The organism is Pseudochrobactrum mosebachae (assembly GCF_048914685.1).
Taxonomy (GTDB): Bacteria; Pseudomonadota; Alphaproteobacteria; order Rhizobiales; family Rhizobiaceae; genus Pseudochrobactrum.
Genome location: NZ_CP128408.1, coordinates 462,516 through 479,759 on the forward strand (window position 1 = coordinate 462,516; position 17,244 = coordinate 479,759).

The 17,244-nt window shown below is 48.9% G+C and carries 22 protein-coding genes; 1 reads left to right on the forward strand and 21 read right to left on the reverse strand.

What is annotated here, in order from left to right:
- Nucleotides 1-2: 2 nt before the first annotated feature.
- The 15 genes from MP213Fo_RS02115 to MP213Fo_RS02185 all read right to left on the reverse strand — a co-directional run bounded on the left by MP213Fo_RS02115 (nucleotide 3) and on the right by MP213Fo_RS02185 (nucleotide 12,016).
- Entirely contained in the window at nucleotides 3-2,252 is a 2,250-nt protein-coding gene (locus tag MP213Fo_RS02115) for a tape measure protein (protein ID WP_421090048.1), read from the reverse strand.
- A gap of 42 nt (nucleotides 2,253-2,294) precedes the next feature.
- On the reverse strand, nucleotides 2,295-2,669 hold the full coding sequence (locus tag MP213Fo_RS02120; protein ID WP_421090974.1) for a phage tail assembly chaperone: 375 nt from the start codon (nucleotides 2,667-2,669) through the stop codon (nucleotides 2,295-2,297).
- Nucleotides 2,654-3,064, reverse strand: a complete 411-nt coding sequence (locus MP213Fo_RS02125) for a hypothetical protein (protein ID WP_421090049.1) — start codon at nucleotides 3,062-3,064, stop codon at nucleotides 2,654-2,656. Before MP213Fo_RS02125 ends, MP213Fo_RS02120 begins: the two co-directional genes overlap by 16 nt.
- A 42-nt stretch (nucleotides 3,065-3,106) precedes the next feature.
- On the reverse strand, nucleotides 3,107-3,610 hold the full coding sequence (locus MP213Fo_RS02130) for an iron ABC transporter substrate-binding protein (protein ID WP_421090050.1): 504 nt from the start codon (nucleotides 3,608-3,610) through the stop codon (nucleotides 3,107-3,109).
- Nucleotides 3,607-4,050 (reverse strand): phage tail terminator-like protein, encoded by a 444-nt coding sequence (locus MP213Fo_RS02135; RefSeq protein WP_421090051.1) that lies wholly within the window; start codon nucleotides 4,048-4,050, stop codon nucleotides 3,607-3,609. Before MP213Fo_RS02135 ends, MP213Fo_RS02130 begins: the two co-directional genes overlap by 4 nt.
- The gene (locus MP213Fo_RS02140) at nucleotides 4,051-4,473 is read right to left on the reverse strand and encodes a hypothetical protein (RefSeq protein WP_421090052.1); all 423 of its coding nucleotides are present in this window, start codon (nucleotides 4,471-4,473) and stop codon (nucleotides 4,051-4,053) included.
- 2 nt (nucleotides 4,474-4,475) lie between these two features.
- Nucleotides 4,476-5,522, reverse strand: coding sequence for a phage minor head protein (locus tag MP213Fo_RS02145; protein WP_421090053.1), 1,047 nt, complete (start codon nucleotides 5,520-5,522; stop codon nucleotides 4,476-4,478).
- Between the two features lie 48 nt (nucleotides 5,523-5,570).
- Nucleotides 5,571-5,987 (reverse strand): hypothetical protein, encoded by a 417-nt coding sequence (locus MP213Fo_RS02150; RefSeq protein ID WP_421090054.1) that lies wholly within the window; start codon nucleotides 5,985-5,987, stop codon nucleotides 5,571-5,573.
- On the reverse strand, nucleotides 5,984-6,514 hold the full coding sequence (locus tag MP213Fo_RS02155; protein WP_421090055.1) for a DnaT-like ssDNA-binding protein: 531 nt from the start codon (nucleotides 6,512-6,514) through the stop codon (nucleotides 5,984-5,986). Before MP213Fo_RS02155 ends, MP213Fo_RS02150 begins: the two co-directional genes overlap by 4 nt.
- Nucleotides 6,504-6,911, reverse strand: coding sequence for a hypothetical protein (locus MP213Fo_RS02160; RefSeq protein ID WP_421090056.1), 408 nt, complete (start codon nucleotides 6,909-6,911; stop codon nucleotides 6,504-6,506). The genes MP213Fo_RS02155 and MP213Fo_RS02160 overlap by 11 nt, the downstream gene beginning before the upstream one ends.
- A gap of 112 nt (nucleotides 6,912-7,023) precedes the next feature.
- Complete coding sequence (locus MP213Fo_RS02165) at nucleotides 7,024-7,992, reverse strand: major capsid protein (RefSeq protein WP_421090057.1); 969 nt, start codon at nucleotides 7,990-7,992, stop codon at nucleotides 7,024-7,026.
- A 69-nt stretch (nucleotides 7,993-8,061) separates the two neighbouring features.
- On the reverse strand, nucleotides 8,062-8,835 hold the full coding sequence (locus MP213Fo_RS02170; protein ID WP_421090058.1) for a hypothetical protein: 774 nt from the start codon (nucleotides 8,833-8,835) through the stop codon (nucleotides 8,062-8,064).
- Between the two features lie 44 nt (nucleotides 8,836-8,879).
- The gene (locus MP213Fo_RS02175) at nucleotides 8,880-10,433 is read right to left on the reverse strand and encodes a DUF4055 domain-containing protein (RefSeq protein ID WP_421090059.1); all 1,554 of its coding nucleotides are present in this window, start codon (nucleotides 10,431-10,433) and stop codon (nucleotides 8,880-8,882) included.
- A gap of 10 nt (nucleotides 10,434-10,443) precedes the next feature.
- A complete protein-coding gene (locus MP213Fo_RS02180; protein ID WP_421090060.1) occupies nucleotides 10,444-11,652 on the reverse strand; it encodes a PBSX family phage terminase large subunit in 1,209 nt (402 codons plus the stop codon).
- Entirely contained in the window at nucleotides 11,576-12,016 is a 441-nt protein-coding gene (locus MP213Fo_RS02185) for a terminase small subunit (RefSeq protein ID WP_421090061.1), read from the reverse strand. The genes MP213Fo_RS02180 and MP213Fo_RS02185 overlap by 77 nt, the downstream gene beginning before the upstream one ends.
- A gap of 134 nt (nucleotides 12,017-12,150) precedes the next feature.
- On the opposite strand from MP213Fo_RS02185, the gene MP213Fo_RS02190 reads away from it, so the two are divergent.
- On the forward strand, nucleotides 12,151-12,444 hold the full coding sequence (locus MP213Fo_RS02190) for a hypothetical protein (RefSeq protein ID WP_421090062.1): 294 nt from the start codon (nucleotides 12,151-12,153) through the stop codon (nucleotides 12,442-12,444).
- A gap of 249 nt (nucleotides 12,445-12,693) precedes the next feature.
- Here MP213Fo_RS02190 and MP213Fo_RS02195 read toward each other — a convergent pair whose 3' ends face one another.
- The 6 genes from MP213Fo_RS02195 to MP213Fo_RS02220 all read right to left on the reverse strand — a co-directional run bounded on the left by MP213Fo_RS02195 (nucleotide 12,694) and on the right by MP213Fo_RS02220 (nucleotide 17,241).
- Nucleotides 12,694-13,314: a hypothetical protein gene (locus MP213Fo_RS02195; protein ID WP_421090063.1), complete on the reverse strand. Its 621-nt coding sequence runs from the start codon at nucleotides 13,312-13,314 to the stop codon at nucleotides 12,694-12,696.
- Nucleotides 13,286-13,702: a hypothetical protein gene (locus tag MP213Fo_RS02200; protein ID WP_421090064.1), complete on the reverse strand. Its 417-nt coding sequence runs from the start codon at nucleotides 13,700-13,702 to the stop codon at nucleotides 13,286-13,288. The genes MP213Fo_RS02195 and MP213Fo_RS02200 overlap by 29 nt, the downstream gene beginning before the upstream one ends.
- A gap of 9 nt (nucleotides 13,703-13,711) precedes the next feature.
- Entirely contained in the window at nucleotides 13,712-15,151 is a 1,440-nt protein-coding gene (locus MP213Fo_RS02205; protein WP_421090065.1) for a DnaB-like helicase C-terminal domain-containing protein, read from the reverse strand.
- A complete protein-coding gene (locus MP213Fo_RS02210) occupies nucleotides 15,148-15,762 on the reverse strand; it encodes a hypothetical protein (RefSeq protein ID WP_421090066.1) in 615 nt (204 codons plus the stop codon). The genes MP213Fo_RS02205 and MP213Fo_RS02210 overlap by 4 nt, the downstream gene beginning before the upstream one ends.
- Before the next feature lie 274 nt (nucleotides 15,763-16,036).
- Nucleotides 16,037-16,603: a hypothetical protein gene (locus MP213Fo_RS02215; RefSeq protein WP_421090067.1), complete on the reverse strand. Its 567-nt coding sequence runs from the start codon at nucleotides 16,601-16,603 to the stop codon at nucleotides 16,037-16,039.
- A gap of 107 nt (nucleotides 16,604-16,710) precedes the next feature.
- Entirely contained in the window at nucleotides 16,711-17,241 is a 531-nt protein-coding gene (locus MP213Fo_RS02220) for a hypothetical protein (protein WP_421090068.1), read from the reverse strand.
- Between the last annotated feature and the right edge of the window lie 3 nt (nucleotides 17,242-17,244).

A 17,244-nucleotide genomic window follows, 5' to 3' on the forward strand; every position in this document is an offset into this window, starting at 1 on the left:
CTCTATTCCATCCTGATAATGCGTCCACCGTCTTTGATATGCTCATTGATCGTTTCAAACAGATCCACGACCGACTGTTTTGAAAAGCTATCGCCCTTCAATTGAATGTTGACTGCATGTGTTGGGTCTGTCCCGCCGGCTGGCATATTTGGTGTGGTTGTTGAAACCGAACTGGAATTAACGCTTGTCGATTTCTTATTTGTGCTCTTGATTGATGCAACTTGCTTCATACCAAGCGCCAAATGTCCTGCTGCCATAGCCGCAGCAAAAGGCATAGGATAAGTAGCAAGAGACTTAGCAACGCCTTGGTAGGTACTGACAATAGCGTCTGCGATAGCAACGGCTTTATTGTTTTCAAACAACTGGCCGAGAAGGCTTGTTGCATCACCTGCCATACCGGCTATTTCACCATGAGCGCGGGCACGGGATTTAATAACCGATTGAGTATAGGTTTCCCATGAAATCACGCCTTTGTTGAGCATTTCATCAAGGTTAGCCAATTCCTCCCGCATGATTTCCCATGGCGAACGGTTTTCAAGCTCCACCTGTAGGCCGGCAAGTTTTAACTGCGCTTCAGAATATTCTGTCGCAAGACCTGCAATCTGCTCTTTAACCGCGTCCGTTATCGGAATTCCTGCTTCCTTCGCCGCCCGTAAGAGATCTTGCGTTTTGGTGAATTTCTCGGCTTCGAAGTTTGTCATGCCGAAAGCCGTGGCCTGATCCCGCAAAGCCTCAGTTTGATCCTTTGTAATTTGAACTTGTTGTGCCCATTTATCCGACGCTGTTTCACCCTCGGATTTAGTTTTTTTCTTGGCTTTTTTGCCGGTGCCAATGCCAGCGCCTGTCGGTTTTACAGCGTCTTTGGAAAGATCAGGTCCGCCCGTTGCTGCTGTTTCAAAGCCCGCAAGCGCTTCAGTTAGTTTCTTCGCAGCATCCGATGCCGTATCGCCTGCAACGCGGCTTAAGTAATCCGCCCGCATATCGAAAACAGCTAAGTTTGCTTCAAGATCGCTTTCAGTGACGCCAAACAGCGCAAGCACTTTTTTCATTGCTGTTGTCGTGTTTCGGATGACGCCAGCAAGCATCTTATTCCAGATCATTTCCATGTATTCGGAAAGTGCCTGAAACCCGAGCTTGATTGCCTCCCATACAAGCGTCAAACGCTGGCCGACCTTTTGGAAGGCTTCGCCCCAGCTTTCTGAATTTTTACGAGCGTCAACCAGAAGATTGATAAACTCACCAAGAGCAACAACGGCAATACCAAAACCCGTGGCAAGCATGGCGGCCTTGACGCCTGCAAGTGCCTTCGCAAAAGACATAGTTCTGACTGTGGCAATAGCGAACGCACCAGCAACATATGTTCCGTAAACCAAAACTGCTGCTGACCCGTAAGAAACAACACGATCAATATTATCAGCCAGACCAATCAGAGTTTCAGCCACCCAGCCCGAGGAATTCCCGAGTTGGTCCATAGACCCGATGAAAACCAAGAGGTTTGAACCAATACGGGTGAAAGCATCACCGATTGTCGCGGGCATACTGGCCGCCTCTTCGCGTAAAGTGACAAGCTCACCAGTCAAACTGTCATAGATCACTTTTCCCGTGATCTTGCCGGCCTCCCCCATTGCGAGCAAATCAGTACTTGCTACCCCTAATTGCTTTGCCAGTGCTTCAGCAACGCGGCCACCCGAGGCAATAACAGTGTTTAGGTTTTCACCCGATAATTTCCCGAGCGCCATAGATTTCGATAATGCGAGTGTAACGCTCTCAGCTGCCTGACCTTTCGCACCTGCAACGACAAGAGCGTTGTTTAATGCTTCAGTATAATCAAGCGTCTGTGACGTTGAATAACCAAGCGCCCGCAATGATGTTGCATTGCTAATATAGGCCTCTGTGGTTTGTTTGATGCTCGAATAAGTCCGCTTGGCTACATCATCCAGCCGCGTCATTACAGCCGCACCTTTTTCAATGCTGCCGGCTGCAAGCGCCACACGTGAATTGAGGTCTGACCAACTGTCAGCCATATCAATGACGCCTTTAACACTGAAGGCTATACCCGCAAGGGCGGCGAGGTTTTTTAGTTTACTTGTAAGGCTATTCGCTGCCTTCTCAACAGATCCGGCACCCTTCGCTAAGCCCTGTGCGGCGCTCTCGGCACCGCCTGCGGCTTTCTTGAAGCCGTCTAGCGCGTCTGTGGCCTCTTTAATCGGGTCTGTTTTGATCCCTAAGCCAAGATATGCAATTCCATCCATCGCGGCCGCCTAATAAAAAAGCCGCCTGAATAAACAGACGGCTTATGTTTCTTTTGAACTCGGCTTTATGCCTCTTAGGAAGTTTTTGACGCCTTCAGGATCTTTCATTGAAACCTTATCGCCGGAGCCGCTGCCTTTTTTATCAGCCATAATTGCCGTCACAACATCATCAAGCCGAATGATCAACTCAACCTCGGCCGGATAGATTGGAACTTGCATGAGAGTTGAATAAGCCAGGATCTCGGAATACCGGATCGGCTTTGGCCCGAATTCCGTATATTCCCGATTGTTATGCAGATCGAGAAACCAATTCCACACATGCTCCAATTGAAAAGGGCAGCTTACAAGGCTGCCTTCTTGTCTCTTATTGCGTGCTGTAAAGACCTTCTTAGCGTGGCTGATTAGCTGCTCGCTAATGTCCCGATAAAATTGGAACGCGTCGCCACAAAGGCCGAAACCTGATCACGGATCCATGGGAAACGCGCATCAATCAGCAGTTCATAGGCCGCATCACGGCTGAATTTAAGTGGCCCTGTTTCGTCGTCAATTTCCAAATTATCAAAGCCGGTAATCGCAACGGAGAGGACTTTGATTGAACCATTATCAATCATTTCAACCGTCATTTTCTTTTCGGCTGCATTCATGCTTGCATTAGCGTTTTCCCGTTGCACTTTAGCAACCTCTGGTGCATCCATGCCGAGGCAATGAATAATAACGGGCTGTTCATTCAGCAAAAGGATTTCACCGGTCTTTGGGTTCTTGAGCTTCAAAGGACGGGAATTGCTGTCTACTGCGAAATCAGAAAGTTTCATGATTAGGGCCTTTAAATGTTTCAATAACTGCAATTATCCGGATTAAACCGGCTTCATTTCTTTTTCAAAAAGCGCTGAATTAACCGCCACGTTGAATGTGGTTCGTACGACGTTATCAACCGTTCCGTAGTTGTTACGCTTAGACATAACCAAACCGAGGAAATAGAATTCCGTGTCGGTGATTGTTTCATCAGGTGCATCAGATGCAACGATCTTGAACGGGTACTGAAACTTGGTGCCCTCGCATTTGACCAATGCTTTTTGACCGGCATCAAGAGGATCACGGCCGCAAACAAGAGCAATCGTGCCAGCGTCCTTAGACCCTTTCAGCTTGCGAACGCGGCCGTTTTTAATGGCTGTAAACGTCACCTCACTTGCTTCATCACCAAACTCACCAAGATCTTCAGCTTCATTGACTTCAACCCAATCAGTGATTGCAGCAAATTCAGCCAGAACAGCGGTAATATCGCTTTCGTCTGCAATAAGCGCTGCCATAGCCTTCGGGCTAACATAGATCCGGCTTTCTGCGGTTGTGGTAATTGTCATAGATCTATTTCCTTGTATGACTTCGTTGAATAGTACGGGATTGAAACGGGTATGCTGACCCGATCAGCGGCCGTAAATGCATTCGCTTGCCATGGCCGGTGATTGATCCTGACCAATAGCTCACAACCTTCTAGCCGTGTGCCACGCTTGAAATGGCAGATCAGTTTCGCAGCCAATTCACGTGCATAGAATTCACCGCGCAAAGCCGGCGCATGGACTGTCACGCGCAATTCACCGGTAAAGACTGCGCTTGACGCAACACCAATGAATGGCGTTTCGGTTTTGTTTGGCAAATAGCGGGCTGCAACATATGCATGGTCAACGTCCGGCGTGAATTTAACCGCCGGCAAAGAGATCCGAATTTTTGGATCTTCAAAGTTAGTGTCTTTCAAATGCTCAAGTAACAGCCGCAAGATTTCGGCATCTGTGTTGTCGCTCATTTAACCCGCCCCCGATTTAAGGACTGCGGCCGCAACGGCAAGATCTACATAGTCCTGCCATTTATCTAAATTGTGTTGGATCATGCCGTGGCCTTTCTGGTCGTACTCTCTGCCGAGACGATCAGACCCCGTGTATCCGTACTCAATGCGAGCCGCATATTCTGCAGTGTATGTGGCATAGAGCGTGTCACCTATGGCAACGCTGCCAAGGGCAACATTCATGTCCGGAGTGGCTGCATCTTGATCCATCGGGATCGGATCGTTTAGCGTTACGGCCATCGACGCCTTAAGGATCCCGCTTATGACTGGCGTATCATCTTGCACCGCCTCGACCATGAACTGTGTGGCCGTTCGCAATACAACAAGGTAACGACGCAAGACCAAATCGCACCATGCGTTAACTTGCGTCGTAAATTCGCCCATGATTAAATGCCCTTCAGATAATCCAGCCTTACAAAATAAGTGCATCGGCACCGGATCGTTTGACTTGCAGGCGCCCCTAATGAGCTATCACATGGATGCAGCATTTGAGAGCCATCCGGCAGTGTGAAAGGTTCATCCATCCCGATCACCTCAACACCATTCATGGCAAGGTGATCCGCCCGCGTACGTTCGTCATTGGCTGATTTCCAGACCTTCACCGCATCAACGTCCGGATCTAAGCCGAGTTGATCAATAATTTGGCCGTTGGCAGCAATCTTTGACGAATTGAGCGCTTCCATTGTTTCGGTAAGCCCGATTGTGTCAGCCCTGACCTTTAAAAGCCGGTCGTTATAACGATTCATAATCTGGTCAATGGCTTTGGATGATAGCGGCTCTTTGCCGTCTATCGCCCGCTTGATCATGGCATCATATCGCTTGTCACGGGCAGCACGACCGAGGAACTTATTGAGCGAGCCTTTAGACCCAAACTCTAATTCAGTCCGTGCATTTGTTACCCACTTAGCTTGTTCGCCATTCAGGCCGATAATGCCACCTGTGCGGCGCTTTAGCTTTGGATCATATGCCCCGACAATCTGCCGTGATAGCTGCTTTGGATTGATCCCAGCCTTAAGCCCATCGGTTAGAATGTGTCTGATAGCCCCTATGGTATCGTCTGCTATGTTGGTAATCATCTTCGATGATCTGGCAAGCAACCGTTTTTCTGCGATGGAGTTGCGAGCGTTGAAGTGAAATATATTCTTCGCGCCGTTGCTGTCCCGTATGTAAGGCAACCGCCTCATTGTCGCAATTCCGCCTGCTGTAAAAGCCGCCTCAGTCGTTAGGGCCATAGGATGGAAAGCTCCATGCTGCACCCCAAGGGCTTTAATCACTCCTTCAATGTCACCAGCTTCAACCAAGCGCTCAATATCAGCGAGCATTACCAAATCATTGATGTCTCGTACGCTCTTTAAGAAAGCCAACCGCATTCGTGGCTCAAAATGCGCAAGCATTTTTTCAAGCTCTTGCCCTTCCGTAAGCTTACGAGCCATAGGGATTAGCCTTTCAAACTTATGCTGAATCTACTTTGATATGACTGATCAAACCCTTGCGCCCATCGGAAAATACACTGGTATTCCGGCCGGTGCCAAAGGCGTGCACCCAAGTACAGTCAGTTTAAGCCCGTTGAATTCCAACAAGTCTGTTGGCTCCGGGGTAATCGTGTCTGGCCCATCCCCTGAGATCTTGCGCATCTTGGCCGACATGATGCAGAACCGCACATTCTGTGTAATCAGATTGTCACCCAGCTTAATGTCAAAGGCTTCAATTGTTCCCTTTGATGCTGGCAGTACAACGCCCTTGGCCTGATACAGCGTGCGGCGCATTGGACCAGCATTATGCGTTGGTCCGGTACCGGCAGAAAGACGGGTGATTGTGATCAGCTTTCCGTTGCCGAATTTACTGATCAAGCCGTCAGCCGTCTTAATGCTTTTCTTATAGTCGAAAAAAACACTCATCCGCGTTGCATCCCGCCAATGGTAATTGTGCCCTTTTTACGCTCCGGTGCGATCAAGCCGAGCAAGATCCCGTCAACCGCTGGTAACGTCGGGGCATTGTCGGCGGCTGTGAACTTATCACTATCAGCATATTGAACCTGAAGTTCCCCGACTTTTTCCATAGTCGAACGCTGTGTAGCGACGAAGTCTGGTGAAAGACTGTTCGGTTCATCGGCTTCCCGAAAGGCGGCCATGCATGTTGCAATTACAACCTTGTGCGGGATCTTATCGACCGGCAAAAGCTCGCCGCGGAAGCGGGCCTCTTTACGCGGCCATTCAAGAGCCTGATCAACAATCACAGCATTGCCTATGAAGCGAGTGCCATATGTGCCGTCCAGCCACAAGGTTGCCCGCCTGATCGCGCCCTCTAATTCTGCGTCCGCATATACCGAAATATCCCGCCCGCTGTCTGCCGCGTACTGCTTAAGCGTTACAAGGTCTGTATATGCATCGGCAAGCGCATCTGAAGGCGTAGTGTTAAGTGACATGCGTTGCCGCCTTCAGATTTAGAGCGTTGTAATCAGCAATTAGCTTTTCACGTCCAGTTTTATGGTGTGGCTTTGTACCGGTTGCCTGTGTGATCGCATCACGCAACTGATCATCTGAAAACTGCTCACCGCTATCAGTTCCAAGGTTTGGATTTATAATCGTCGCCTCGTTGCGTGCATACCCGACCGGCTCAGCCGGTGGCAGTGTCTTGTTATCTCCCGCCCCATCAAGCCCCGTATTGCCTACCATATCTCTCTGATAATCAACGTCGATATGATCACTCTTATCGAGAGTGTCGGGAGCATAGCGCTTATCAATGATGATAAAACCCTCGCTTAGGATCTGGGCTTTACGGCTCTCTGATACTGGATGCTTTAAATATGCGATTGGCTTCATTTTAACTTTCGCCTTCTTAGTGCTTAGGCGGTCCGACATATGCGGCGGCCTTCAAAACGAAAAAAGACGGGGATTGCGCCCCGCCTTATGGTTGTTTCGTTAAGCGCGTAAATTACTTGTTTGCATCACCAATAGTCAGAACACCGGCCGAGTGCTTCACGGAAGCCATAACCTTGTCCCAATTTGCACCGGTGCCTAGTTTGGCAGACTTAGGCGAATGGCCGCCGTTTGCGATATTCCAAGAGTAACCATCAAGACCGATTGCAAACGTGTATTCAGACTGAATAGTTGTTTCCAAACGTTCCTTGCCATTTGCAGTGTCAATATTGGTATTCACTGCGCCGGTCTGGTCGATCTTAAGACCGCCCTGCACCAAGCCGAGGATCTTGGCCTTGCTAGGTGTACCAGCTTCAAACAGTGCCGGTGCGTCTGTAATAATCACGGCTTTGCCAAGAATATCAATCACGGTCACACCACCGAAATTATAAAGACGCTCCGCATTAGCCAAGTTATCGCCAATTAGCTTGTGAGCGGTTGCGCCGTTCATGATACTCGCCACGATGCTGCCTGATGCATCACCGAACTTGGCATGTGCTGAATTCATAGCGCTGTAAGTCAAACCGGCAGTTGCAGACACATCATGAACGGCGTCAGTATTGTTTTCGATAGCTGCCACGGCTGCCAAGAGGCCGCGATTGAGCATATCTTTCATGTAAATGTCTGAGAACGCATTCGAAACGACGGCAATACCTTCCTGAGTTGGCTTTTCAAGCCATGCCATCTGTGAAGGCTCATAACGGATAGGGCCAAGCGCACCCATAACCTTTACGGTGTTAATCTGCTGCTGTGACAGATCGATAGCAGTAACCGCGCTGTTTGCACCTCCGGTGGAGACTTCACGCTGCCCAGATTCAAGTGAGCGGTAAAAGCTGGTCTGAAGGAAGTCACCTACAAAGCCCTCCGACGAGAGAACAATTGCACCAGCCGAAGCCTGGTTGAAAACTTGAATTTTCTGCGCAACCGTCTCAACGATTGTGGACATGAAATATTCATTGAAATTCTTCATATGATCGCGGGACATATTATATCCTTAAGTTTTGTTTAGATTGTTTGTCGGTATGGATCCGTCAGTGTGACGGGCAGAAATGGTTTAGCGTGCAGGCAAATGCGGGAACTTGTTCGCCACGGCCGCAGTCTGGTCACTTCTAGAACCGGCAAGATTACCTGCTTGGGCACCGCCGCCCCCGCCCCCACGATCAAACGCTTTACCGGAACCACTGTGACCTGAGCCTTCAAACGCACCAGCAAATGATTTGTCATCACGCATGGCTTTGACGTGGTCCGCAATGCTGATGGGTTCGCCCTTACCGTTAAGGATCGGATTGCCATCGGTACCAACGACTTCAGCCACGATCTTGCCCTCAATAAACTTTGTTTTGACTGAGTTGCGGACGTGAGGCAGCAAGAGCGCAACCGATCCTTTATTCTCTGCCAATGCTGAAGTTGCTGCATTATCGACAACAAGCGTTGTAAGCTGGCCGGTAAGATCATTGATCTGCTGATCACGCTTGGCAGTTTCGGCCGTATGCGCTTCAGTCAGCGCGGCTTTGACGCTATCAATACGCGCCTGCACAATCTTGTCGGCATCCTTATTCGGATCAAGCTTTTCAATTTCAGCTAGCTTTGCAATAGCGTCACGGGCTACTCTGGGATCTAGGTCTTTGAAGGCTGCAGCATCAGCCGTTAATTTTGCACGCTCTGTGCGCTCGGCTGTAAGGCTGTCTTTGAGCTCTTTAGTATTGCTCAATTCCATACCGTCAACGGCTTCAATCTGAAGCACAAACTTGCCGTCTGTTGTCGGCTTGTAAAGAGCTGCAATTTCAGGGGAAAGGCCGGTAAGGTTTGCAAGTAATGCTTTAAGCATCAGGGTTATCCCATGATTTTGTGTGATGGCGCATCCGTCGCCGTTTAAGCCGTCTCTATCGGATCGGGCTTGGCTCCTGCCGGTGGCGTCTCAAATTCGCCTCCCGTATTCTCGTTGTCGGTGTAATTGTTGGCTGGCACTTCGCTTGCAATCCGCTCCTCTTCCTCTTTGTTGTTGAATTCGGGGGAAAGGATCGAGCGGCGCTGAAGCTCATTACGCAACGTCTGCCGGCTGATTACCGCCTCTTTGTATGCATCCATGAGGATTGCAGGCGCTTTGTCGTCACCGATCTCAATAGCAAAATCAGTATGCACGTTGACTTCAGGCTCATCCGAGCTTGAAATCCAGAGCATCGTGAAACCAAAGGCACGCTCAAGACTGTCTTTGAGGTTAAAAGCCCATGCCTGTACCGCGCTACTTGTCTTCTGTGACGCGAATGCTGCTGCAACCTGCGTAATGCCTGACGTTCCTGCTGTAAGCGGCTGTCTGCCAAGCTCTCGCATTGCTGCCGCGGTTTCCTTGACTTCACCCGAAAGAAATTTGAGTGAAGAGGCGGAAATTTCCAGCACTTTAAATGTGCCCACTGATCCAACTTCAACCGGCGGGCTATACCAGACCGTTGACGGGCCGGATCGGATCTCTATCGGCTGGCCTGCATCATCTAGCGGCGGATCAACTCCCTCAGCACCAAACATAGGAAATGCCGTTAATTCGCGGGCGCTCTTGAGATTGGTTTCTTGCTGGTAATGCTCAATCTGTAATTCAGCGACATTCCGCATAGGTGGCCTGACATTGAAAGACCCGGCATCCCGTCGTCCGGTATAGAACGGCACAAGAGGAATAATACCGATGGTGATCATGCCGCCGTTAATCATTTCCCATGTTTCGCGACCGGTATTCTTTCGCTCCCAAAGCTCCCAGATTGGGGGCATGTAGTTGGCCGTCTTATCATCCTTCAATCGCTTCAGGATCCGCACGCGCTCAACTGGAATCTCTTGTGTGATTTTGTTTTTAACAACGGTTTGCAGCGCTGTTTCATGGATCTTGACGAATACAAATTCTTCAAGTCCCCCGATCACATCAGTGTCGGCCCATAGCAATCGTGTTGCTGGTACACGTGACCAATAAGGTCGGGCACCGGCTGCACGCTCTTGAGCAAGCGTCGCGCCTTCAGGCATTGACGGAAAGTCAACAAAGATCCAGTCAATGGCGTTATGAATGCCGTAATAAAACACATCACCAGCAACTTTGTGCAAGTGATTGCCCGCACCGTCAATGTCTTCAACGATTGACTTTAGCGGTTCCGGTAAATCATCTCTTTTCCCAACCTTTACGCTAACTTCCTTAGAGAACGGCTTAGAAGCAATGTTCTCAACAATATCGCTGTAAATGTCTGTGAATTTCGAAGTTGATAGCCTGTGTGCGTAGTTCTTTTGGCTCTCATTCGGGAATTGTGGAAGAAAGTCACGGGATCCTTTTCGCATGGCATCAACGCCGCCAGTGATTGCAGCAACCTTTCGCCAATAACCACGCATAGCGTTGTAATCGGCCGATGGCTCCAATAGAGCCGCCGTTGTTTTAGTGCCAATCATATTCATGGTTAAAACCTCAATAGGTGCCGACGCTCATAGTCCGGCCCTTGCGTCTGACTTGTTCAAGCGCATAACGGAATGCATCAATTACGTGGTTTTTCTTATCTTCAAGCAGGTTCGTCACTTCGTCTGTGAGCCGATCCAGTTTGTAAGAATAGTGCATTAATTCGTCTATCAAATGGATGCATCGCGGATGCACAACGATGTCATAAGACTTTAGAAACTCGATCCCGTCTTTAACGGATCCGGCCCCTTTGGTTGATCGCATGATCTTTGGAAACCCATGCCGGCGCATGTATGAGATCGTTTCAGGTCGGGCACTATCGGCTCTGATCTGCCATAAATGACTATCCGGAACGGTGCGGAATAGCGTAGGCGTATGATCGATTTCACAACCGACCTTGTAAGCCTCATAATCGACAAACAGCGTTCGGCCAACAATGTGGATCCTGATTAAAACAGTAGGATCCTGCGCAAAGCCCCAATCTGCGCCCATGTAAAAGGTTGTATCTTGCGGGGCCTCAAACTCTTCAATTTTCCAGTTTTTGAAAACCTGCTTTTCGCTATTTTCATTATAACCACCAGCCCAAACGTGGTTGTATTTATCTTTATCGCGCCTGTAGTCGTAATTCTTTTCATCAACCAGTGTCGAAGGAAACCACGGATTATCCCACCAATTCACATTGACGGTAACGCTGTTAGGCGGCGCCTCTGCCCCACGAAAGAACTGATCAATCGGATCTGTAGGCATGTCTGGATTCCAGCCTGCCCATATTTCGGATCCCTCTTTACGCATGGTCGGGCGCAAGAGTTTTAAGGAATGGTTCGAGATCCTTTGTGCCTCTTCTAGCCAAGCCACATCAAAGCCTTCAAGAGATTTAATGCTGTCAGCCGTGTGATCCTGCATCCCCATAAAAAGGATCATACCGCCGCCTTGCGTAAGGATCCGCTCTTTCTGAATAACGAAATAATGCCCTAAGCCCTGGCTGTTGATCTTATCAGTCAGCAATTGCTTTACAGACTGTTGCAGCGACTTTTGCTTTTCACGAATACACACGGCGCGGACGCCCATTTTATCAATGCATTTGTCAATCAGCAGATCCGCGAAGAAATGGGATTTACCTGATCCTCGCCCGCCGTGTGCTGCCTTATATCGTGCTGGTGATAAGAGCGGCTGGAATGCCCGTGGTGTCGGAATGGATAGGGTCGATGATCTTGCGCTCAATGGTTCTTACCTCAATTGCGCCACCATCTTTGCCGGTGATTTCCTGTTTGTTTGGTGCATGACTACCCTGCATTTTGTTCGCTTCGGCAATGGCAGAAACCGCCACACGCGGGTCGTTTTTAATAGCGGCCTCAGCAATGTCAGCGAGCATGCGGAGCCTGTCAGCGGCGTTCCACTCAGCTTTAACGGACACTCTGGCTTGAGACTCAGCAACAGCTTTCGCAACCATAACATTTGATAACAGGCGGGAACTCTGCTCCTGCGCCGTCTTCTCACTGTAACCGGCGCGTATCGCGGCCTGTGTGGCGTTCAGATAGATCAGGTACTCAGCGACGAAACGCTCTTGCTTTGCAGTAAGGGTCATTGTCTTGGCCTGCCTGTTACCGGCGCTTCATCGGTCATGAGTTATCCTTTCACCGGTGCGCGTATATCGCTTGCTTTGGGATGAGTGTTACAGTCTATTACTGAAACTGTAAGTGCTTAGATATAGGACGCCAAATGAAGACTTGGTACAAAGTTTCAAAAGCTTATGTTAATAACGAGAAAGATGCAGTCGTGACGATTTACTCTACATCTGATGGAGTTCGAGCAGGATACCGTTTGCCTGACGAACAAACTCAGATGGCTGATTACCCAGTTGAAGAAGTATTGCAAATTGCAACCTCTTCATTTGGGTCTGCATTTTATGAAACTGTTATTCTTGATGAGGAGGAGTTATGGGATGATAACTGGGGCGAACTTCTTGAACATCCAACGCGTAAATCCAAAATGATTACCAAACCATTCAGATAAACCAAACTTACTGAACCGTGAGGAAAATCAGTGGTGATTTTCGACAATAAAAAAGGCCGGGGCAATACTGCACCGACCTTCCTACTCATCATTTAATTTCCAGTGCCAGTACATCCGTGGTCAAAGGTCTAAATTGATGAAGACATTTGCGAGCGCTGTGAGATACGCGCTGCTTAGCAATGCCTATGAACGATATATAGCTGTCAATTGTGAAGATAATAAGACGCAGCTGAAATAAAAAGGCAGCCTTTAAGCTGCCTCTCTCGTTTCTGGTAGGTTACTTGGTCTTGCACCTTCACTCATCCAGTGCATGACTGTTGCCATCTTATCCAATTTGATACCTGATTTGGGCAGCATTGGCGACACCCTTGACCAGTCAGGGCATTGTAAGGATTGAGCTTTTTTCCATAAGATCGCCGTTATATCAATAATCTGAGTATCTAATCGCCGCTCTGCAGTCCGACGAACACGACCAGTTTTTTCACAGAATGAGCGGAAAGAACCTACCTTTTTCGGTGCAGCCATGCACATTCCATATTGTGAAAGTATCAATCGGCGCTCATCATCCAGCACATATTCAGGCATCCAGCAGTATAAAACCTCCTCGGCACGACTGATTGCTTTACTGGTAGGAACATATCTGGTGCGGGTTTCGTTCCGTCCATAACCGACCGAATGGCCACCAATCTCGTCATCCTGATAGTCCGGCCAGAATGTCCGCATTACTGACGGGCGGATACCACCAACATTGATATGCATCATTGTATCAGCGGCCTCAATAATCCGCGCTCTGACTACGAATGACAGTTCCATGATGATAGCAGCGTTTTCGTTTAGCTGTTCAAAGGTCAAGGCGGATTTCTGGTTCATCAAGTATGACCTCCAATTGCTTGTAAATTAAAGTTCTCAGGGTGGGTCTCACCGGCCAAGGTCGCCGCGCTACAGCTTCACCACGTAAAACACCAAGAGGAACACTATCGAAAGCATCAAGCGCTTCACCGGCTCGCTCCGCCCAATCTGGGCGCTGAATAAGCACGTCAGATATAGCTCCAATGGTTTCCGACCATAATTCATCACGATTATTCATGGTCTGGCGGATGCATCGCAAAACGAAGATCAAATGCCCGTCACCATAACTGTTTCGTAATTCGTGCATGGTGCCGCGTGCATGGCTTTGTGCGGCTGCTCGACGGCGATAGATCGGCACCAATTTGATACCAAGACCGTCTAGCAATGTATCCAGCTTACCTTTTGCCATTCAGCACCATTAAAACATTGCATCAAAGGCAGATTGTGCGGCTTCTTCCTGTGAGGATTTAAACATCGTGTATTCTGCCTCGAACAAAATTTCTGCATCTTGATTTGGCACACCGCGGCGCCGCTTGTGATTGATAACCACTGCTTTTCCGCGACTGTTTTCATATTTTAGGATAAGATCATCCCGCCGCTCTTGGTTCATTTCCTGCGGGATCAGCTCTTTATAAAGCGGCTCAGGACGATAAAGAGAAAACCACACATCAAGGTTCTGTTTAACACCGCCGCCGCCATAGGCATCACCCATCATAGGGCGAATATTGCCTTTAAGCTTCCAGCGGCCTTTCCACTCCTCATTGCGCTGAATTAGAATAACGATTGCCACATCAAGCGATTTGGCCAAGCCTTTCAACCCGCGATAAAGAGCGTTGATACGCTCTGCGAACATTTCATTGGATTTGCCTGGAAGATTGATCATTTTAGCATGATCGATAATAACCAAATCAAGACCTGCTGACCGTTTCATCGCTTCCATCTTGATACGTATATCAGACAGAGTGCAGTCTGAAAAAGCCACGATATTGAACGGCAGATTAATAGACTTCAAAAGCTCCGCTTCGATACTACCCTGCTCTTTTGTATTCAGCGAATAAGAATCCAATCGGCCAAGACTGATCTTGCTTGCCTGTGCTGCGGCCTGTAGTGCTGCTTCTTCATCTGTAATTTCGATAGAGAAGAATGCAGACTTAAAACCGGCTTTTGCAGCATGCCGGCACTGTTGCAGGCTGAAGCTGGTTTTTCCACCTCCACTGTCTGACATGAAACCAATCAGGTTACCTCGGCGAATATCACCGGCTACTTGCGTAATCTCAGGGAGGAACCACGGAATTAGTGTGTTCTGTTCAAGACTAGCTTTTGCCACGCGATCAATCGCCTTAGGCAGTAACACACCGTATTTCATTGCACCGGCGCGTTCGTCACCTTCACGAGATATTTCAGTCAATCGGTCAGCAGCCGCCGCAATCAGTTTTGCAGGGCTTACATCAATCGGCATAGATACAGTCTGATCAATCAGTGACTGTGCGAGCTTATAAAGCTGACGGCGTGACCAAACTTCCAGAATACCTCGGCCCCAGTCATAGACACTCATATTGCCAACGGCATTTGATGATAATCGGACAAGATACTGAAATAAGCTCATATCGCCCACGTTGATAGAGGCATCAATATAAGGCTTGAGAGTTACCGGATTGGCAGTGCGGTTTTCACTAATCATCTTGCCGGTTTTGGCATAAACATCAGCATGGACCGGGTCAGAGAAATGCTCCGGCCTTAAAAAGCTGGCAACACGCCAATATGTTGAATTGTCCAAAAACAAGCTGCCAAGCAGGTATTGCTCATGCTCAATGGCATCCGGCAGCTTTGGCTCAATGTTCGACGGGTGATATGTCATGCCGCAGCCCTCATGCTGAGCATCTTGAATTCATCAGAACTAGCTCCTGCGAAGGCTATCCAGCATGCTTCAGCCATATCATCATTGGTAACGTGAATTTTTTGCTGCATACACTGTTGACGTGAATGCTTTTTCCACTCTTTGCGCGCCCATCCCTTTTGCCTTCCAAATCCATAAGCTCGTTTCCTCCAATCACTATCCGTCATCGTCACGAAAGGGACATTGTAAGCGCCAAGAATGGAGGCCAAAGCGGCAGCCATTTGATTTGTCGAAAGTGTGGACTGCAACCCGCCACCGCCTGAGGTTTCATCATCTCCGCTCTGTGCAGGCATTTCCTGTCCCATAAAGCGTACAGTTTTGACTTGAGCCTTGGCTTTAAACTGTCCGGCTGGTTGACGCGGAGCTTGCTCAATAACAGCAAAATCTGGTCTGCCTTGCTCCTTTACAAATGTTGCAAATGCGCGCCCAAGTCTGCTTGCGTTCTGTTCAAACTTGCCAGCTTCAGCCGTGAATTTAATTATGCCGCAGCGGATTGTCGAAATCTCACGGCTTGGATCATATAAAGCCCATCCGGTATTTTGACTGGGGTCAAGCCCAAGAATAAGCGCCATCACTCGGCCTCCACGATTAAAATGAGAGAATATATTTCTGCGCCATCCTCGGATCGGGCAATCTTCAAACCCTCAGCCTTTAGCTGCTGATTCACTCGAATAACGCTGTTATGAAACTGGACATATGCGCCGACTAGCTGCCTCTTTGGGCTGTCAAAGCCACACGCGAGCATGATGCTGTCCCGTGCTATCCATCGACCTGCATTGGCCCGCATATAGATACGCAACCGGTAATCGCGATTTTCTTGTCTTGCGTGAGCGTCAGGAGCAGCATTCATTGCTTGCCCTCATACAAAATGACTGGCTTCACAGGAATTAAAGGCGCAGCTCCCCAGACATACCAAGCGTGATCCTCGGTGCCCGTCATTGCGCCTGCAAACCACTGGATACGGTCAACAAGATTAATCTTGGCAATGAAACGCGGGTTATCAGCAAACAGGTGGCGGCGGGTTTTGCCAAAATCGAATTTGGCAGTCAGCAGCAAAGCTACCAGACCAGAGCAGCGCTGAAGCGCAAGCTCGGCAAACTTCACAGCATCACGGTTTCCTTTGCCATATGGCGGGTTTGTAATGAGTGCATCAATCGCCATTTTGGGGCAGAATGACTTATCAAGAAAATCCAGTGTCTCATCATGCTGCTTGTCATAAGTTGCAATATCGGAGGTAAAGACTGCCGCCCCATGCTCATTTAGAACATCAGCCATCATGTGGTTGCCTGCGGCTGGCTCCCATGTAAACAGACCTTTGACTGGGAAGTTACGCAGAAGCGCCTCGGTTGCCCAAGGCTCTGTCTGGTAGAGGTCGTTTTCAGCGCGGGCATAATTTGAGGCGACTACAGTCATGGCTTATCCAAAAATCCAGAGATAAAACGGGGCAAGGAGCATGACAGCGGCCACAAAATAACAGGCCGCTGCCAGCATAATCAGCTCAGCAACTGAAGGCTGCTCGTTCACGCTGCCTCCTGCTCAGGAAAATCAGGGTCTGCATCTTCCTCGGATCCAGAATTTATCTTTTCCATTGCAGCTTGCAGATTATCGCGCATGAATTTCTGACCGCGATCCCAACCACGCAACCACACCATATCTTCATTAGATCCGGCATCGTGTGGGCTTTTTGGGTCTTTACCGGCAAGGCCAGCCAATTCGCCCTCACCTTCAATGCGTTCAATCGCCGGTGCGCGATCACGTAACAGGTCAGTTTGAAAGCCTGGCACAAGATTGAGCCATGTCAGCACTTCACCATGCGCAAGATAGCGATCGGTTACTGTGGCTTTGTCGTCGGCATTAAACGCCTTGATTGCAAAATCCAGATCACCAAGAACAACGCCATCTGCTTGTGCGTTTTTACCATCATCTTTTTTTGCCTTCGCAATATCAGCAGCGGCAGCAATATGGGTCATGCGCTTGCGCATGTGATGAAAGAACAATGCTTTTTTGTCATTTTCTGTCAGTCTGGAATTATGGCCTGTGGATGCTTTCATTTT

Coding starts and splice junctions, on each gene's coding strand:
- MP213Fo_RS02190 (WP_421090062.1), top strand. CDS start 12,151: ATGAAGACTTGGTACAAAGTTTCAAAAGCTTATGTTAATAACGAGAAA.
- MP213Fo_RS02175 (WP_421090059.1), bottom strand. CDS start 10,433: ATGAATATGATTGGCACTAAAACAACGGCGGCTCTATTGGAGCCATCG.
- MP213Fo_RS02155 (WP_421090055.1), bottom strand. CDS start 6,514: ATGTCACTTAACACTACGCCTTCAGATGCGCTTGCCGATGCATATACA.
- MP213Fo_RS02125 (WP_421090049.1), bottom strand. CDS start 3,064: ATGAAACTTTCTGATTTCGCAGTAGACAGCAATTCCCGTCCTTTGAAG.
- MP213Fo_RS02160 (WP_421090056.1), bottom strand. CDS start 6,911: ATGAAGCCAATCGCATATTTAAAGCATCCAGTATCAGAGAGCCGTAAA.
- MP213Fo_RS02130 (WP_421090050.1), bottom strand. CDS start 3,610: ATGACAATTACCACAACCGCAGAAAGCCGGATCTATGTTAGCCCGAAG.
- MP213Fo_RS02210 (WP_421090066.1), bottom strand. CDS start 15,762: ATGGCGCTTATTCTTGGGCTTGACCCCAGTCAAAATACCGGATGGGCT.
- MP213Fo_RS02135 (WP_421090051.1), bottom strand. CDS start 4,050: ATGAGCGACAACACAGATGCCGAAATCTTGCGGCTGTTACTTGAGCAT.
- MP213Fo_RS02205 (WP_421090065.1), bottom strand. CDS start 15,151: ATGACATATCACCCGTCGAACATTGAGCCAAAGCTGCCGGATGCCATT.
- MP213Fo_RS02200 (WP_421090064.1), bottom strand. CDS start 13,702: ATGGCAAAAGGTAAGCTGGATACATTGCTAGACGGTCTTGGTATCAAA.
- MP213Fo_RS02220 (WP_421090068.1), bottom strand. CDS start 17,241: ATGAAAGCATCCACAGGCCATAATTCCAGACTGACAGAAAATGACAAA.
- MP213Fo_RS02165 (WP_421090057.1), bottom strand. CDS start 7,992: ATGTCCCGCGATCATATGAAGAATTTCAATGAATATTTCATGTCCACA.
- MP213Fo_RS02170 (WP_421090058.1), bottom strand. CDS start 8,835: ATGCTTAAAGCATTACTTGCAAACCTTACCGGCCTTTCCCCTGAAATT.
- MP213Fo_RS02185 (WP_421090061.1), bottom strand. CDS start 12,016: ATGACCCTTACTGCAAAGCAAGAGCGTTTCGTCGCTGAGTACCTGATC.
- MP213Fo_RS02140 (WP_421090052.1), bottom strand. CDS start 4,473: ATGGGCGAATTTACGACGCAAGTTAACGCATGGTGCGATTTGGTCTTG.
- MP213Fo_RS02195 (WP_421090063.1), bottom strand. CDS start 13,314: ATGAACCAGAAATCCGCCTTGACCTTTGAACAGCTAAACGAAAACGCT.
- MP213Fo_RS02215 (WP_421090067.1), bottom strand. CDS start 16,603: ATGACTGTAGTCGCCTCAAATTATGCCCGCGCTGAAAACGACCTCTAC.
- MP213Fo_RS02145 (WP_421090053.1), bottom strand. CDS start 5,522: ATGGCTCGTAAGCTTACGGAAGGGCAAGAGCTTGAAAAAATGCTTGCG.
- MP213Fo_RS02115 (WP_421090048.1), bottom strand. CDS start 2,252: ATGGATGGAATTGCATATCTTGGCTTAGGGATCAAAACAGACCCGATT.
- MP213Fo_RS02150 (WP_421090054.1), bottom strand. CDS start 5,987: ATGAGTGTTTTTTTCGACTATAAGAAAAGCATTAAGACGGCTGACGGC.